Raw genomic sequence first — 17131 nt, 5'->3', positions numbered from 1 at the left:
TCATGTCGATGTCCCTAAGTCCATCTGCTTATGTTTGACTGCGCAAAAAAAAGATGGACCCGAAAAACTCCGGGCCCATCTCTTTATATGTTGATATAATGCCGCCTTCTAGGCTTAGTAAGCCAGTGTAAACAAACCGTTGATGTGGGACAGGTAACGCATGTTACTTGCTTCTTTCATCAAGGTTGCAGGCAGACCTTTCAATTGAGTCTTGTTAGCACCAATGGTACCGATGGCATCTTTACGTCCCAAGCTGCCGAGCGTACCGGAGAATACCGGGGTGAACGAAGCTGGTGCGCCGCCATTCAAATGAGCGAAGATGTTGTAGCCGATCAGCTCGCCCATTTGCCATGCCAGCTGTGCAGTTGGCGGGTATGGACGACCTTCTGGTCCCATGACCACCGCGCTGTCGCCTGCAATGTAAACATCAGGGTGAGATGCGGATTGCAGGAATTCGTTAACAACCGCACGTCCACGATTGACTTCGATGCCGCAGTTCGCCACAACGGAGTTGCCCTGTACGCCGCCCGTCCATACCAAGGTGCTGGTTTCGATCGTGCTGCCGTCTTTCAGTTCAACGGTTGTACCGTCCATTTTAGTAATCGGCAATCCGGTCAGGAAGTTCACGCCGCGTTTCTGCAGGCTTGTTGTCGCGCGGTCAACCAATTCAGCAGGGAAGCCTGGCAGAATGGAAGGAGCTGCTTCAACACAATAAAGCGTGATTTCTTGTGGGTCGATACCGTATTTGCGAGCCAGCTCGCTTCTCATATCGGCATATTCACCAACAAGCTCAACGCCTGTCAAACCGCCGCCGCCAACCACGATGGTAGCGTCCGCTTTGTTTTTCGTTTTGCTGTATTCCGCAATGCGGGACTCCACATGAGCACGCAGACGATTCGCATCGTTAACGGACTTCAGAATGAAGCTGTTCTCTTGCAATCCCGGAATACCGAAGAATGCCGTTTCGCTGCCCAGTGCGATAACCAGGGCATCATATGTGAAGTTTCCGCCGTCATCGAGGGAAACCGAACGCTCATCCGGCTTGATTTCCTTAACGTTGCCGATGCGCAGGTCAACGTTCGCGCCGCGCAGAAGCTTGTCGAGCGGCAAAGCTACTGCTTTCTCTGCGATGTTGCCTGCTGCCAGACGGTGCAATTCCGTAATGATCTGATGGGTTGGGAAACGGTTGATCAGCGTGATTTTTGCAGCAGCACCAAAATGCTCGCGTGCAGAAAGCGCACTAAGCAAGCCGCCGTAGCCTCCGCCCAAAATTAAAATATGTTTAGACATGACCATCCTCCGTTCTTCGTATGATTTATGGATTAACGCTTGTTTTGTTGGTCACGTTCGTTAAGAACGTCCAAAAAAGCCTGAGCATAGCGAAGACCCTTTTGAACCTGAGGATCTTTCAGCATTTTCATCAGACCAAATACGCCGATCTGAGCTTGGTCGCCTTGAGCGTGTACACGGTCTCCGGCTTCGATGGCTGCAGATGCAACGCCTTTTGCTGCTGTCGTGATTGGCTTCGCGAATCCGCTAAGGGAAGCCATGGTGTCTTCCGCAAGCACGGGATCCGTAGCTACGGATTTACCGAAGTCATATGCCTTAGTCATGACGGTCAGCATTTCCGTAAGTTTTGGAAGATTGTCCACGAGAGTTGTGAGGGATTCCTGAACCTCGGGCTTGAGCAGTTGTTCGAGCAGCACATCAGGACGGCTGGACGCCGCAGCTTCTTGGTTTCCTACAACATTTTCCGGAGTTTCGGACGGCTGTGGAGAAGATGTTTCTGTCATAAAGAATTGCCTCCTTTTCTTTAAGTGAATTCCCAAGATGGACTTGGCGACGATCGAACCGGCTAGTTTTAATTTTGGGATAACCGGTATCTATTATGCATCACTTACAAAAGTGCGAACTTATGGGTGACTCACTATCGCCAAAAATAAAGCAGGGGGAAGCCTCCCCCTCCTTTAATCTGAAACAATCTTAGGGATTGTGATAAATATCTCTAAGTACTAGTCTATAACTTGTGAAGCATAATTACAAACATAAAATGCAATTTTCGACTACAAAGTTAGAACGCGATACTCGCTTTCCTCATATGTCACTCTTGTAACAGGTCGGCCGGAAAAGTCAAGCGCTTCCCGAAGCGGAATCCAAGCGGTGCCGCCGATTAAATGAACATCCGAAGACACCGGTTTGCCCCCTGTTTGCATGGGGAATAGCAAGCCGTTAAGCGGATCTGCTTCCCAGCGATTCCCTGCCAGTGTCACCTGCACGGTCTTGTTGTGAGACTTCCAAGACACGCTTCCGCCGAGCCGCTCCACCAGGGAACGCAGCGGTACCATCAACCGGCCGTCCACCATTTTGTATTCCCCTGCCGAAAACGCAGTCTCCATTCCTCCGAATTCCACGGCCAGCGTTCGCCCAGTCTCAAATAGCGCGGCGTTGGCTGCGACATGCTCGCGAATCCACTGCTTTGAAGGCTGCGAAGCCTTCCGTGCACTCTGCTGGGCACGAAATTGTACGGGCTGGATTTCCGGAGACAGTACATCAAAGGCATAGCCTTGCTTTTTATAATATGAAATAATGTCCGGCAGAGCCTTTACGCTTTCGGCATGCCCTTTACCGTCATGAAGAAGCACAATGGCCTCGTTGCCGTTCACTTTCGTGGTTGCCCCTTTGACGATGTCTTTAACCGGGACGCCTCGATACCTGGAGTCGCCGCTGTCGACGTTCCAATCAAATACATGATAGCCCCCCTGCTTCATGAATTGAAAATAGGCTTCGTCAAAATGGCCGGCCGTCCCCCCGGGAGCTCTGACCAGCTGCGGCCGCTCACCCGTAATTAAACGAATGATTTCCTCCGTTCTCTTAATCTGTCCCCAGAAATCCTGAAAATGTCCGTAGAGCTTGTCATAACGATGATCATATGTATGATTCCCGATCACATGGCCTTCCTCGTAGATGCGGTTAATAATCTCGGGACGGGTCTCTGCTTCCTTGCCCAGTACAAAAAACGTGCCTTTAATTCCTTCCCGCTTCAAAATATCCAACACATCAAGCGTCAGATCCGATGGCCCGTCATCAAATGTCAGGTATACCGTTTTGTCACTTGGTTTCTTATATTGAACAGGTGCGGCGTTCACGGCCGATGGTTTCTTGAATGCAGTCGTGACGATTGGCTTGCTTGCCTCTTCCGGCTTCACCTGTACATCCTGCCGAGTTACTGTCATTGGCGGCGATGCCAGAGGAGCCTGTTCCACATATATGTCTATCGGCCGCTGGACCTCAAGCCCCATACCGATCATAATCAGCAATGCCAATACGCCGAAAAATACCGCAATTGATGTTACCCGCACCATATTTTTCATTATCAACTCTACCTCCATCATTTCTATGAGTTCGGCTTCCTGATAGATTATATGGGGGGCGTTTCAAAAAAAGACTAGGATTTGATATTTTACAACCGGAAGGGATGATAGAACATCCCGTCAGACAAGAAAATGGTGCGGTCGTGCGAGTCTTCACCGGTTCTTCTGGCAATGTCGTATCCGCCACCCTTGAGAGGAGCGGAACCTTTGGGGCAATGCCGTGAACGCGGCTAAAAGCCAGGTGTTGTGGCTGGGCCCTGGAATCGACGGAGAGCCAAGCGAATGACGGGCAACAGGATCCGCATGGTACTCCCAAACAGCTCGATTCTCCTGGATTAGCGATATTTGATGATATTCGAGGACTGTGGTTCCGCTATTCCTTTGTTTTCTGCCCTTTAATGGAGGTATGAGGACATGAGATCCGCTATTGCAAGATATTGCGGGCTAAATTCGTGATTTTGGGTGCATTAACGGATCCTCTGTCCGGAGGGCACCCAAATGGATCGGTTTTCGGTAAATAGCGGATCGAGTGTCCAAATGGGCTCAAAAACAGCTCGTTTTTACAGCTTACAGGGGATCCTATGTCTGCCGGCCCGAAACAGCTCGTTTTCGGTAAATAGCCAAACGCGGGCGAGCAGCTGAGGGAGCCGGTGGCCTCCTGCGGTCCCTTCGCCGGCCTATACCTTTGGTCTTATTTCTCTAAAAAAACGGTCCCTTATCATGCCTTTCCAGGCATGCTGAGGGACCGTTCTTCATATAGCTATGACAGCACGGCTGCGAGAACCGCTTCGACATGACCTTTCACTTTCACTTTCCGCCACTCGCCTGCCAGTTGTCCCTGCTCATCAATCAAGAAGGTAGAGCGTACAATACCCATATACTCGCGGCCGAACATCTTCTTCATCTGCCAGACGTCAAACATTTCGCTAACCTTATGCTCCTCATCAGACAAGAGCAAGTAGGGCAGGCTATGCTTATCGATGAATTTGGCATGGGATTTCAGCGGATCCGGGCTAATCCCGATCACGACTGCGCCCGCCTGCTCCAAGGCTCCGTAATGGTCCCGGAAGCTGCAAGCCTCCTCGGTGCAGGTTGGGGTCATATTTTTCGGATAGAAGAACAGCACGACTTTACGTCCACGAAAATCGCTTAAAGCTACCTTCTCTCCGTTCGAAGCCGGAAGTGAAAAATCCGGCACTTGGCTTCCGACTGTCAACTGTGTTTGATCTGCGATAAGGCTCCACTCCTACTTTACGGACTTTAGTCCCGAAAATTGATTGTCTTTTCGAAAAAAATTATAATAGAATGAATGTCGAATGTTCAAATGTTCTATCGAATTTATTCATCAGCGTAATCCGAAAGGAAGAACACAATGACCAAAAAAACAAAGAAGACGATTATATGGAGTGTCAGCCTCATCCTCGCCGCTATTATTGGTTATGGCATTTATTATGCGGCATCGTTCTACGACGGCTTACAAAGTCTTCAGAAATCAGGTGAATCCTCCCCTTTTCGTGAAATTGAAAAGGTAGATGCCAAAGTGCCGGCGCCGCCCGAGTGGGAAGGAACGGAGACGGTTAACATTCTGCTGATGGGCGTGGATGCACGCGGTTTTGAGGAAGGGGAAATTCCTCGTTCCGACAGTATGCTTGTTGCCTCGATTGATCCGGTGAAGAAAAAAATGCACTTATTCTCTATTTTGCGCGATACTTACGTAGAAATACCCGGATATGACCGCAACCGAATCAATACGGCCATCACGCACGGCCCGAATACGGCGATGAAGGCGGTAGGCGATCTGCTGGGCATTCCGGTTCAATACTACGTCTATACGGATTTCCAGGGTTTCATGAAGCTGGTTGATTCCGTCGGCGGGGTTGATTTCTATGTTGAGAAGGACATGAATTATGCCAGTAAAGCAGACAAAAACGAATACGACATCGAATTGAAGCAAGGCATGCAGCATCTGGATGGCAACGCGGCGCTGCAATATGTCCGGTTCCGCTACGATGCGATGGGCGACTTTACCCGCACCGAGCGTCAGCGCGAGCTCTTGAAGGCCGTAGCCAAGAAAATGCAGACCACCACGTCCATCATGAAGCTTCCGGACATTCTGAAGTCCGTCAGCCCGTACATTGATACCAATCTCGATGTCGAGGATATGTGGAAGCTTGCGAACGTTGCCTACAAGAGTAAAATGAGCGGCAGCGAACAGGTACCGCCGATGAAACTCCTGAAGGAAGAACATATCGGCGGCGCTGCCGTTCTAACGGTGGGCAATCCGGATACGCTGAAACAGTATATCCAGGATATCATGAACCCGCCAACGCCTGACCCTGAGACCGAAGGCAGCGAAGGCACGGAAGGTGATTCCGAGAACAGCGATACCGAGAAGAGCGACGCTGAAAGCTCCACTGTTCCATCTGCAACAACGGATCGTAACTAATACACATACAGCAATCAGGACAGGGCGCTACGTCATTTTAGCTTCCTGTCCTGCTTCATGAAGAAAGGAAGTTTAACTATAATGTCAACATCCAGAAACCGTTCCGAAACTCTATATCAAGAAGCGCTGCAGCATATCGTAGGCGGCGTAAACAGCCCCTCCCGTTCGTTCAAGGCCGTAGGCGGCGGTGCCCCCGTTTTCATGAAACGTGCAAGCGGATCCCACTTCTGGGACGAGGACGGCAACCGCTATATCGATTATTTAGCAGCCTACGGCCCGATCATAACCGGACATGCCCATCCGCATATTACAGCTGCAATCACGTCGGCAGCTCAAAACGGTACCCTCTACGGGACGCCGACCGAGCTTGAGATCACCTTGGCCAAAATGCTGAAGGCCGCCATCCCGTCCATGGATAAGGTGCGTTTCGTCAATTCCGGCACCGAGGCGGTCATGACCACGATCCGGGTGGCCCGCGCCTACACCAAGCGCAACAAAATCATCAAGTTCGCCGGCTGCTACCACGGCCATTCCGATCTTGTCCTCGTAGCTGCAGGCTCCGGCCCTTCCACGCTCGGCATTCCGGACAGTGCCGGGATCCCGGCAAGCATTGCAACGGAAGTCATTACCGTTCCGTTCAACGATCTGGAAGGCCTGCGCGCTGCCCTCGACGCATGGGGCGATGATGTGGCTGCCGTTATGGTGGAGCCCATCGTTGGCAACTTCGGCATGGTGATGCCGAAACCGGGATTCCTCGAAGGCTTATGCCAGATGACGCACGACAACGGCTCGCTGGTCATCTATGACGAAGTCATCAGCGCTTTCCGCTTCCACTACGGATCTACCCAAACCTATGCGGGTCTGGCCAATCATGAAGCGATTCAGCCGGATCTTACGGCTCTTGGCAAAATCATAGGCGGCGGTCTGCCTATCGGCGCCTATGGCGGCCGTAAACACGTGATGGAACAGGTCGCACCGCTCGGCCCAGCTTATCAAGCAGGAACTATGGCGGGTAATCCCGCCTCCATCGCTGCCGGAATCGCTTGCTTGGAGGTTCTGCAGGGTGAAGGCGTATATGAAGAAATGGAGCGCTTGACCATCAAGCTGACGGAAGGTTTGCAGGCATCCGCTGACCGCCACGGCATTCCGCTCACGATCAACCGCATCCGGGGTTCCTTCTCCACTCACTTCTGCGATCATCCGGTCACGAACTATGATGAAGCGCAGGACACCGACGGCGAAGCCTTTGCCGCATTCTTCCGCCATATGCTGGACCGCGGCGTGAACCTGGCTCCTTCCAAATACGAGGCCTGGTTCATGACCACCGCCCATACGGATGACGACATCGAGGCTACGCTTGAAGCTGCGGAGGAATCTTTTAAGGCCATGAAGAATTAATTTAGATATATTAGAAATCACGAAAAGGAGTTTTCCCCATGAAAAAGCGCTTGAACAAGTTATAACATGCTCCATATCCATGCCATGCTTCTACGGTCCGGATTCGTGGACCTCCTGACCTGTCCGATTCAAAACCTGAGTCATCTAAATATGAATGCGGAGGCTGGATAACATGAGAAGCGAACAAGAAATGATGGATTTGGTATTGGGCTACGCAGCCCGCGACGAACGGGTTCGGGCCGTGACCCTGGAGGGCTCCAGAACGAATCCCAACGTGCCGAAGGATATTTTCCAGGATTACGATATCAGCTTTCACGTAACGGACATGGACAGCTTTATTCAGGATCCGAACTGGATTGACGTTTTCGGGGAACGGTTGATTCTGCAGACGCCGGAAGACATGGCCTTGTTTCCCCCGGATCTTGGAGGCTGGTTCTCGTACCTGATGTTATTTACCGACGGCAACCGGATTGACATGACCCTGATTCCCATTGAGGAGAAGGAGAAATACTGCATAGAAGACAAACTGATCCAGATCTTAATGGATAAAGACCAGACCTTCCCTAAGGTTTCTGCTCCGTCCGACGAGGATTTCTGGGTAAAGCGCCCGTCGGCAGCCTTTTTCGAGGATTGCTGCAATGAATTCTGGTGGGTATCCACGTATGTAGCCAAGGGCTTGTGGCGGGAAGAAATACTGTATGCCCAAGACCACTTTCACAACATCATGCGTCCGATGCTGATGAAAATGCTGGGGTGGCAGGTAGGTACCCAGACCGGTTTCTCGCTCAGCATAGGCAAGAACGGCAAGTACTTGAAAAACTACCTGTCATCGGACAGCTGGAACGAGCTGATGTCCACCTACCCTCGCGGAACCTACGAAGAGGTGTGGGAGGCGCTGTTTACGATGGGAGCGCTGTTCCGCAGAACCGCGCTTTATGTCGCTGAACAGCTGGGCTTCGAATACGATATGGGGCAGGATCAGCGCGTGACCTCCTTCCTGCAGCATGTCCGGCAGCTGCCGGCGGATGCTAAGGCGATCTATTAAGATTGCGGGAAGCTGTGGTTCCCTTGATTCCAAATATCGAATCCAGGCAGCCGGGATCGAAGAGGATTAACCACTGGTCCAAATGAAGCCACGATTGCTAAGAAAATGAATCAGCAAAGAGAGACGCCGCTCCGGCGTCTCTCTTTTTTTGTTGCAGAATTCTCCCCAACCCATACAGGGCACCGCTTACTCCAACTCGATTTTGCCGAATGCCCTCTCCTGCAAACAAGATTTATTAAATCCATTTGTCACATTTGTGCTTTGCCCAAGCGTAATACAAATTGTAAAGGGGTGAAACCACTTGGATGAACCAGCATTCCATCAGATCGTTGCTGATGTTTTAAAGGGAGAGATCGACAAATATGAGCTGATCATGAACCGCTGCCACAAAGCCATCTTCAACTATTGCTATCATATGCTTGGCGACTATGCCGAAGCCGAAGATTGCACCCAGGAAGCTTTTTTGAAAGCTTATCGCAATCTATCTAAATTCGAACCGGACAAGCCCTTCGAAGCCTGGCTGTACCGCATCGCCTCCAACCAGTGCATCGACTACCTCCGCAAGCGAAAGCTATCCCGATACCTCCCCTTTCTGTATCAGAAGGATCAGGATAACAGGCATGTCGATCAGGTCATCGAGCACAAATACTACAATCCGTCCGTGCTCAGTGCGCTGGCCAGGCTGACCGCCGAGGAACGAAGCCTGCTCATCCTGCGCTGCGTCGAGGACAAGAGCTATCACGAGATCAGCCTTATTTTGCAATCAAGCACGACCTATCTTAGGAAAAAATTTCAGCGGGCCGCAGCCAAGTTCCGCAAACATTATGCCATGGCCGAGGGGGAAGAAACGAATGAGCATGGACAACGACCAGGACCTGAAACCACTCTTTCAAAGGGTTGAGCCGCTCGGGGCGGCCCTCCAGGAACGCGTCATGAACCAAATTCGGGAAAAACATCTTAAAAGGGAGCGATTTTTCGTGAAAAACAAAGTGAGCATTCTCTTAATTACCGGCATGCTGCTTACCGCATCGACCGGTTTCGCAGCAGTAAAGTACCACTCTTTAACCAACGGCAAGGGAGAGGTAGTCTATGAGGAGAAATCGAACGCAGAGTCGCCTTCGCGTAAGGACTATTCAAAAGAGGAACTGAACCGTATACATCTGATGAACACCATCTGGGACGAACAGATCAAGCCGGGCGAAGCCGCCATCATTTATGTCGTACCGGATAATCCGAAGCATGCCATCGACATCAAATCCACTCCACATGCCGTCAAGGATTTCGCCAAGCTGCAAAGCATGGTGAACGTGCCCGGTTTGCCGCTGGCCAAGGAGCTTTCCGGTTCGGGCACATACACGTTCAATAACGCCAGCGTGCACATGGAGCGCGAGACTGACGTGAACCCGCTGACCGAGCAGGAAAAAGCCGACATCGCCAAAAAGCTGCTTGAGAAAGCCAAAGCCTCCGGGAAGGACTACGCCCTGATGCCGGTGAAGTTCACCGATCAATTCTGGCTTTCGACGGTATATTATGCCAGCGGCAATAAAAAAGTCTCCCTTACCATTCTGAATAACGGGGACCACGGAAGCGTGACTTCCTACTGGGATGAGAGCACGGGCATGACCAGCCGGAAAATCGAGATCAACGGGCAGGATGTGCTGCAAAAAACGTGGAACGGCGGAAACTCGGCGCAGCTGGCACAGCTGGACTGGGTCTATGAAGAACCAACCACCGGACATCACTACATGTTTTCGCTCAACGCTACCACGGGTGACATCGCTGCCGAAGAGCTGATCCGCATCGCCAAGACGATCATTCCAAAGGCGGATTCCAAGTAAGCAGCGTTGTGTCACTTGGCTTAAGGCCGTCATAATCATAGCCAATCGTAATCACCAATATGGCTCTTTTTCGTAGGAACGCTGTAAAAATGAAAAATTATACAAAAAAGCCGCCTGATTCGTGTCGGGATCCGGGTACGAATCAGCGGCCGTGCTTGATAAGGGCTGACCTTTCGCCCGGCTTTTGCAACTATAACCAAGGATATGAAAAAGCAAAGCAAAGAGAGACGCCGCTCCGGCGTCTCTCTTTTGTGCTGCCATGTTCCCCAATCCCATCCGGGGCAGTACCCTTACTTCTGCTCGATCTTATCGAAGAAATTCTCCTGAACCAACTTGGCCGTATCGTCCAGCTGTTTCTTGGAATCCGTGCCTTCCTTCGAGAACGATTCCTGCACGACATTGGACATCGCGGCATAATAATCCTGGGTGCCGAATTGCGCTTCCGGCTTGCCTTCCAACAGGCTGAAGAGCTGCGGATCATATTTGTAGACGTTGTCGTACTTATCGTAGATGGCTTTCACCTTCGCGGCATACTCGGAATCATCGCTGAAATATTCCAGCGGGGTCGGTACAAAGTATTTGCCTTCGGCTTTGCGGGCATTAATCGTATCTTCCACCGATTTCAGCGCATCGTCCGTAAAATAATCAAACGTGATGTAACGGAATGCCATTTCCTGCTCTTCCTTCATGGCATTCGGGTTGATGACCAAGTAATTGCCGCCCAAAATGCCGTGATGTGCTCCGCCTTTCTCCATCGCAGGCATCGGATACGCAAGCACATCCTCAGGCTTCATGCCCCCTTCATTCAATGCCGGCTGGATCACGTCAAATGCGCCCGCAATGACCATCGCCGTACGTCCCTGCTGGAACGAGCTGACGGCATCGCCCCAACCAAGGGCCCAGTCCTGCGGAATGGCATTCGCTTCCCATCTCAGCTTCTTGTAGAAGTCCAGCGCCTTCACGCCGGCTTCCGAGTTAAACACCGCTTTCACTTTACCGTCTTCGTTCACTTCAATGTCCCCGCCAGCTTCAAACAGGAAATTGGTCCAGTTCCAACCCGCTTCATTGCCTTTACCCATCGGCGCGATTCCGGAAATGCCGGCCTTCGGATCTGCGGCGCCCTTCGCTGTGTTATACATGTCGTCCCATGTCCAATCCATTGGCGGAACGGGCACGCCCTTCGCATCCAGGAGCTTCTTGTTCACAATCGTTGACGTGATGTACCCGTTCTGCGTAACGCCGTACACCTTGCCGTCCACGATGAATTGATCCTGCAGCACGGGGTTCATGTCGTCCTTGTACTCCCAGTCGTTCCAGAACTCCGTAATGTCGGCCACCCAACCCCGCTCCACGAGCAGCTGTGCTTCCGTAGCCCAAGTGTTATAAAACGTCGGTGCTTCGTTCGAAGCCATCTTGACCCCAATTTCGTTGACGCTGTACTGCCAGTCATCCTTCACGATGGTCACGTTCGGATATTTCGCCTGGAAACGGGCGATTTTATCATCCTCCTGCTGACGCAGCGTTGTGTCATCCGGCAGCGGATAGTGGATCTTAATCGTTATCTTTTGATCCGCGATATCCTCTTTCGGTTCCTCTGTCTGCGTTGTAGTCGTTCCGCCCGAATTGGCGGTCCCTCCGTCTTTATTGCCGACCTCCGGCGCTGCTTTGCCGCCGCATGCGGCGAGCAAGGAGCTGAACAGCATAAGGCAGATCAGTAGTGCTGAGAACTTGCGCATGGATACTCCCCTTTTCCTTATTGAAATAATAATGTCCTTTCTTATCTCCATCATAGAATCGAAACCCGGAAAGGACGATGTGCATTCATATGACGATCATGTGCAGGGCTACGATGCTGTACACGCTGCCCTATCCTTTAACGGCCGAGAGACTGACGCTGCGCATAATGAATTTCTGGAACACCAGAAATACGAAGATCGGCGGCACCATGACCATGAACAGAATCGCGAATTTCATGCTGCTGTCCAGGCTCCTTGCGTTGATGACATATTTGTAGATGGCCGTAGCCAGCGTGTACTTGTCCTGCGTCTGCATGACCAGCGACGGCCAGAACCAGTCATTCCATGCCGTGGAGAAAATAAAGATTGCCAGCGTTGCGAAGATCGGAACGGACAGCGGAACGGCAATCCGCAGGAAGCTGCTCAACTCCGAAGCGCCGTCAATGCGAGCTGCCTCGAAGATCTCCGGATGAATGCCATCGAAGAAGTTTTTGATCAGCAGGAAGAAGTATGCGTTCGCTCCGGCCGGCAGCCAGAAGGCCCAATAGGAATTCAGCAGCCCAAGCTCCTTCAAATTGACGAAGTTCGGAATCATGTAACTCGACGCCGGAATAAACAAGGTCATGAGAATAAAGAAATAGATGGCCCGGTGATAGGGAACCCGGATCCGGGATATGCTGAATGCCGCCAAGCCCAGTACCAGAATCGTCACCAGCAGATTGCCGCCAAAAATAAGCAGCGTATTCTTCAGAAACATCGGCAGATCGATGTATTCCCACCCCTTCGGGAAGTTACCCCAATGCCATTCCGACGGAAAAAAGCGCGGCGGAAACGTGTTGATCTCCTGATTGCTTTTCAGCCCGTTAAACATCGTCATGCCGATCGGGTACAGCATCGTAAAGACCATCACCGCGATGCACAGCACCATAACCCCGTATACCGCCTTGTTCCACGGTTTTCTCAAATCCGAAGCGGACAGTATGCCTCTCTCTTTCATCCTAGTACTCCTCCCTGTTCATCTTGAATTGCAGGATGCCCAGCAAACTCAGCACCAGAAACATCAAAATGCCCATAGCGGTTCCTGCCCCGTAATCCAGCTGGTTAAACGCGTATTTTACGGTTAGAAGCGCATAGGTGAGCGTGGCCTTGTTCGGTCCGCCATCCAGCATCGCAAGCTGCGACTGATACGCCTGCGAAGTGCCGATCAGCTGCAGAATCAGCATAAGCATAATCAAATTGCGCATCGAGGGGAGCGTAATGTATTTAATCCGGGCCCATACGCCCGCACCGTCGATTTCGGCGGCTTCATACCAATCCTTCGGTATGCTGAGCACGCCGGCCAGATAGATTAGCATCGCCGAGCCGAATTGCTGCCATGTCTCCATCACGACAAGCGACACCATGGAAAAACGGCTATCCGAAATAAACGATACCGGTTCTGCCCCGAAGAAGCCGAACAGGGCGTTGATCGGACCTACCGGGTCATACATCCACCTCCACATGCCGTAGAGCACGACGCCGGGTACGACAAACGGGAGATACGCCGCAATCCGGGCGAAGCCCTGGAACAGCTTCAGCTCCGAGATGGCGATGGAGGCCGCAATGGGCACCCAGAAGCCGATGACCAGCGTTAACAGCATGAAATACAATGTATTTCGAACGGAAAGCAGCAGGTCGGGATTGCTCAGAACGTTGGCATAATTATCAAACCCGACGAAGGTGTTTCCTTTTACGAAATCGATATGAAAAAAGCTGTAAAAGATCCCTTTAAAGATCGGCACCCACAAAAAGACGATAAAGATCGCAATCGCCGGAACGAGGAACAAATACCCCCATAAATACTTCTTCCACAGCGGCTTGCGCTTATGCTCCTTTCGGGTGCGATGACCGGGCTCGATCCGAGCCTGGCCTTGCGGCATGGCCGTTTCTTCCATCTGACTCCCTCATTCCTTTATTAAATGTCCAGCTTTAATTGTAAAAAGGCGGGGAGTCTTCGAACATGTCTAAAACTATGTGAAGTATAACCGTTCTTACTTCTTTAGCTCGCTTGGACTGACGCCGTAGTATTTTTTGAAGATTTTGCTGAAATGCTCCGGGGATTCATAGCCGACTCGCTCCGCGATTTCGTATCGGCGGAGATCCGTGCTCAGGATCAGAGACCTGCTCTCCTCCATCCGCAGCTTCACGACATACTCCCACAGGCTGCTGCCGGTATATTTTTTGAACAGATAACTCAAATAGTTCGGGCTTACATGATTGCTTTTGGCTACCTCGTGAATCGTCAATCCCTTCTGGCGGTAATGCTCCTCGATATATTGTCTCGTATTCTCCACGATCCGGTTGCTCTGGCTCGAGAGCACCTCCTGCGACGTCTCCTGGGCATAGTTATGCCAATTGAAATCCCCGTAATAAAACACGTGGAAATCATGCAGCTGCTCGCTCCACAGCATCGCTTTGTCCGCCTGACGGCTAAGCACGCTCAAAAATTCCGGCCCCCTCAATATTTGGCTGATCCCTACGGTACAGCTTCGTTTCAGGTATAGCTCCACATGGTGGTGCAGGCTCCGGCCAATCATCTCCAGATAGTGGATCTTGCCGCTCGCATTCTCCTCCATCTCCTGCTCGCTCCATTGGAGGATGATGTTGATGTCCCGCTCCGGCGAATAGAATACGAAGGTGTGCGGCTCTTGCTCCAGCAGCTCCTTGGCAATATTCAGCGCGGCATATTGAATCAGGTGTAGATCTTGCCTGGAAAAAGAAGCGCCGCTGTCTTTCGTTAGGCCCAGCTTCATCTTGATCACCGCAAAATAAGGACCGATCAAGCCCAGCTCCGACTCGTCTAGACCGACCAGCTCCGGCTGATCCAGCTCCGTGGAGAGCCGCTGGTTCAGCCGCTCTATTCGCTCGGACGGAGGCTCCTCCATCCGAAAATGCTCATTATCGGCCATGAGAAAATGCTCCACCTGAGGTGCCGGTCGTTCCATCTTGAGCAGCACGCTGCGGACCGAATCCAGAAACTGCTCGCTGTTCAGCGGTTTAATCAAATAATCCTTGGCTCCGAGCTGAAGCGCCCGCTGCGCATATTGAAATGTTTCATGGGCTGAAATAATGATCGTCTGAACCCACGGCTTTACGATCTTTGCCTGCTGCATCAGCTCAATGCCGTTCATCTCGCCCATCTGGATATCGGTAACCAGCAGATCGATATCCCCCATCCGTATGTAATCCAGCGCTTCCTGCCCGCTGTAGGCCGTAGTAATCCCATCGATGGCTAGGCCCGAGGACGTTAACAGCCCGGCTAAGCCCTTGCAGATCAAAGGTTCGTCATCTACCACCAAAACGTTATACATCAGGAAACCTCCTGTCCGGTTGCGGTAATGGTTGCAACTTCTGTTCGGGGGATCGTAATGGTCACACGGGTTCCCCCTTCTTCTCTTGGTTCATATTCCAGCCCATAGCGGCTTCCAAAATGCAGCCGGATCCGCTCCTGGATATTGCGGATGCCGTAGCCCAGCGAAGGGTCCGGCGCTTCACTATGGAGCAGCCTGTGGATGGACTCGTAGTTAACGGGGCGGAAGCCGTTATCTTCAATGACGAGTAGGCAGTGTCCATCCTCTAGATGTCCTGAAATCCGAATGATTCCATCCTCGCCCATATTTTTAATGCCATGAATAATCGCGTTCTCCAGCAGCGGCTGCAGCGTAATCTTCGGCACATGGTTCACCAGCAAGGACTCGGGCACTTCCCAGCGGACGGTAAACTGATAGTCGTAACGATTCAACTGAAGATTGATATAAGCCCCCGCATGCTCGAGCTCTTCCCCGAGCGTGATAAGATCCCGGCCCCGGCTGAGACTGATCTTCATCAATTTGGACAAATCCTTGATCATCTTGGCTGACTCGGTATTGCCTTCCATCGTGCTCTTCCAATAAATGCTTTCCAGGGTGTTGTACAGCAAATGGGGGTTAATCTGCTGATAAAGCAGCTGCAGCTGTGCTTCCTTCTGCTTCAGATCCATACGGTATTTGTAGTGGATCAGATCATTCAATCGGCGGGCCATGTCATAGATCGTAGAGATGAGGACGCTAACTTCATCTTTTCTGCGCCGATAGGGGGTTTCCGGCACGACGTTCCCCGGTTCGTACCTTCTCACGAAATGCGCCAGCTTCTGGAGCGGCGTCATCAGCGACTGCCAGAAGTAAAAAACGATAATGAGCCCCACGGCAAAGTAAGCGATGGAGATAACCTGGATGACGCGCTTCATCTCGCTTTGCTGGGCGAGCAGCGTTTTGACGGGCACCTTGTAGACCAGCTTCTGCTGAAGCACGTAGTTATAATCGATGACATAGATAAAATCCGACGTAATCACGTCCATGACACCGATGGTGGAATGGCCCGGATCCGCTTCAGGCGGCAATTCAAGCCTTCCTGCCATGCCTTGTACCGACGAAGTCAGGATATGGTCGTTCCAATCGGTAAAATACAGTTCCCCATCCGGTATCGATACCGTCGATAACGACTCGCCGATCCGCGCGTCCAGATTGGTTACGACCAAAACGCCGATGGTACCGCCCCGATAAATATTGTTAACGGCCCGCACATAGCTTAAGGTCTCTTGATCCTGGCGTCCTTGTACCGGCGGTGACAAATTCGCTATGCGCTTGAGATACCCGTTCCCTTTCATTGCCACGGCTTCATCGAACCATGCTGGCTTCTCCTTCTCGTCGGAGAAAAAATACACCCCCGCTTTTCTGCGGTCAGGGTAATAGGGAGCAAAGAAGTAGCTGTTGTCCGGGTCGTACACATAGAGCGAGTAATAGACCGGTTCGCGTTCATCCGTCTCTTGGGAGAAGGACAACAGCATCTTTTCAAGCCGCTCGTAGTTTTTGACGCGCTCCAGAACGGTGCCCTCGGCAAAGGGATCCAGCTGCTGGATCTGCGAATTTTGGATGACCGTGGAGGTTACTTTGTTAACGGTTTCAATATCACGGTTAATCAGCTTGAAGTTCTGCTTGTTCAGTTCGATATAAGCATTGGTCACATGACGCTTCAGGATTTGACCGGCCATGGAATTCCCGTAGGCATTTAGCGCAAACAACGGGATGACCAGCACCAGGAACAGCAGAATCATCTGCTGTTTGATATTCATGCGTCCCAGCGGATTTTTAAAGCGGTTCTTCATCGGTCCTTGCACCTCCGGCTTTCTCAAGCATAGCAACAATCCAGCGGCACCAGCGTAGTCATTTCTACGCAAATGATGCGTATTTTTACGATGAGGCAGGAAGTCACAAATTCAA

At 51.5% G+C, this 17131-nt stretch carries 14 protein-coding genes and 1 pseudogene; 5 read left to right on the top strand and 10 right to left on the bottom strand.

From position 1 onward, the window contains the following. Positions 1–114 precede the first annotated feature (114 nt). From PAEVO_RS25080 to bcp, 4 genes are all read right to left on the bottom strand, one after another. On the bottom strand, positions 115–1290 hold the full coding sequence (locus tag PAEVO_RS25080; RefSeq protein WP_100540212.1) for an NAD(P)/FAD-dependent oxidoreductase: 1176 nt from the start codon (positions 1288–1290) through the stop codon (positions 115–117). A gap of 32 nt (positions 1291–1322) precedes the next feature. Continuing rightward, entirely contained in the window at positions 1323–1793 is a 471-nt protein-coding gene (locus tag PAEVO_RS25075) for a DUF1641 domain-containing protein (protein WP_100540211.1), read from the bottom strand. A gap of 270 nt (positions 1794–2063) precedes the next feature. Then, a complete protein-coding gene (locus tag PAEVO_RS25070; RefSeq protein ID WP_100540210.1) occupies positions 2064–3371 on the bottom strand; it encodes a polysaccharide deacetylase family protein in 1308 nt (435 codons plus the stop codon). A 760-nt stretch (positions 3372–4131) separates the two neighbouring features. Then, positions 4132–4587: a thioredoxin-dependent thiol peroxidase gene (gene bcp, locus PAEVO_RS25060; RefSeq protein ID WP_207797525.1), complete on the bottom strand. Its 456-nt coding sequence runs from the start codon at positions 4585–4587 to the stop codon at positions 4132–4134. 156 nt (positions 4588–4743) lie between these two features. On the opposite strand from bcp, the gene PAEVO_RS25055 reads away from it, so the two are divergent. The 5 genes and pseudogenes from PAEVO_RS25055 to PAEVO_RS25035 all read left to right on the top strand — a co-directional run bounded on the left by PAEVO_RS25055 (position 4744) and on the right by PAEVO_RS25035 (position 10098). Continuing rightward, on the top strand, positions 4744–5817 hold the full coding sequence (locus PAEVO_RS25055; RefSeq protein ID WP_100540208.1) for an LCP family protein: 1074 nt from the start codon (positions 4744–4746) through the stop codon (positions 5815–5817). An 81-nt stretch (positions 5818–5898) separates the two neighbouring features. Continuing rightward, positions 5899–7215 carry a glutamate-1-semialdehyde 2,1-aminomutase gene (locus PAEVO_RS25050; RefSeq protein ID WP_100540207.1) on the top strand — a complete coding sequence of 439 codons (1317 nt, stop codon included), beginning with the start codon at positions 5899–5901 and terminating at the stop codon, positions 7213–7215. A 172-nt stretch (positions 7216–7387) separates the two neighbouring features. After that, positions 7388–8330: pseudogene (locus PAEVO_RS25045) on the top strand (aminoglycoside 6-adenylyltransferase). Positions 8331–8561: 231 nt separating this feature from the next. Next, complete coding sequence (locus tag PAEVO_RS25040) at positions 8562–9161, top strand: RNA polymerase sigma factor (RefSeq protein WP_100540205.1); 600 nt, start codon at positions 8562–8564, stop codon at positions 9159–9161. After that, positions 9112–10098, top strand: coding sequence for a DUF4367 domain-containing protein (locus PAEVO_RS25035; RefSeq protein WP_100540204.1), 987 nt, complete (start codon positions 9112–9114; stop codon positions 10096–10098). Before PAEVO_RS25040 ends, PAEVO_RS25035 begins: the two co-directional genes overlap by 50 nt. Positions 10099–10149: 51 nt before the next feature. On the opposite strand, the gene PAEVO_RS25030 is transcribed toward PAEVO_RS25035, so the two are convergent. From PAEVO_RS25030 to PAEVO_RS25005, 6 genes are all read right to left on the bottom strand, one after another. Continuing rightward, positions 10150–10359: a hypothetical protein gene (locus PAEVO_RS25030; protein ID WP_133120354.1), complete on the bottom strand. Its 210-nt coding sequence runs from the start codon at positions 10357–10359 to the stop codon at positions 10150–10152. 29 nt (positions 10360–10388) lie between these two features. Further along, positions 10389–11834: an ABC transporter substrate-binding protein gene (locus tag PAEVO_RS25025; RefSeq protein ID WP_100540202.1), complete on the bottom strand. Its 1446-nt coding sequence runs from the start codon at positions 11832–11834 to the stop codon at positions 10389–10391. A gap of 130 nt (positions 11835–11964) precedes the next feature. Next, positions 11965–12831, bottom strand: a complete 867-nt coding sequence (locus tag PAEVO_RS25020) for a carbohydrate ABC transporter permease (protein ID WP_100540201.1) — start codon at positions 12829–12831, stop codon at positions 11965–11967. A 1-nt stretch (position 12832) separates the two neighbouring features. Beyond that, positions 12833–13768: a carbohydrate ABC transporter permease gene (locus tag PAEVO_RS25015; RefSeq protein WP_100540200.1), complete on the bottom strand. Its 936-nt coding sequence runs from the start codon at positions 13766–13768 to the stop codon at positions 12833–12835. Between the two features lie 96 nt (positions 13769–13864). Further along, entirely contained in the window at positions 13865–15184 is a 1320-nt protein-coding gene (locus PAEVO_RS25010) for a response regulator transcription factor (RefSeq protein WP_100540199.1), read from the bottom strand. Continuing rightward, complete coding sequence (locus tag PAEVO_RS25005) at positions 15184–17016, bottom strand: cache domain-containing sensor histidine kinase (RefSeq protein ID WP_100540198.1); 1833 nt, start codon at positions 17014–17016, stop codon at positions 15184–15186. The genes PAEVO_RS25010 and PAEVO_RS25005 overlap by 1 nt, the downstream gene beginning before the upstream one ends. Positions 17017–17131 lie beyond the last annotated feature (115 nt).

Source organism: Paenibacillus sp. GM2FR, from assembly GCF_002803325.1.
GTDB lineage: Bacteria > Bacillota > Bacilli > Paenibacillales > Paenibacillaceae > Paenibacillus_AQ > Paenibacillus_AQ lautus.
Note: the sequence above shows the minus strand (reverse complement) of the source record. Positions and strands in the feature narration are given on the sequence as shown.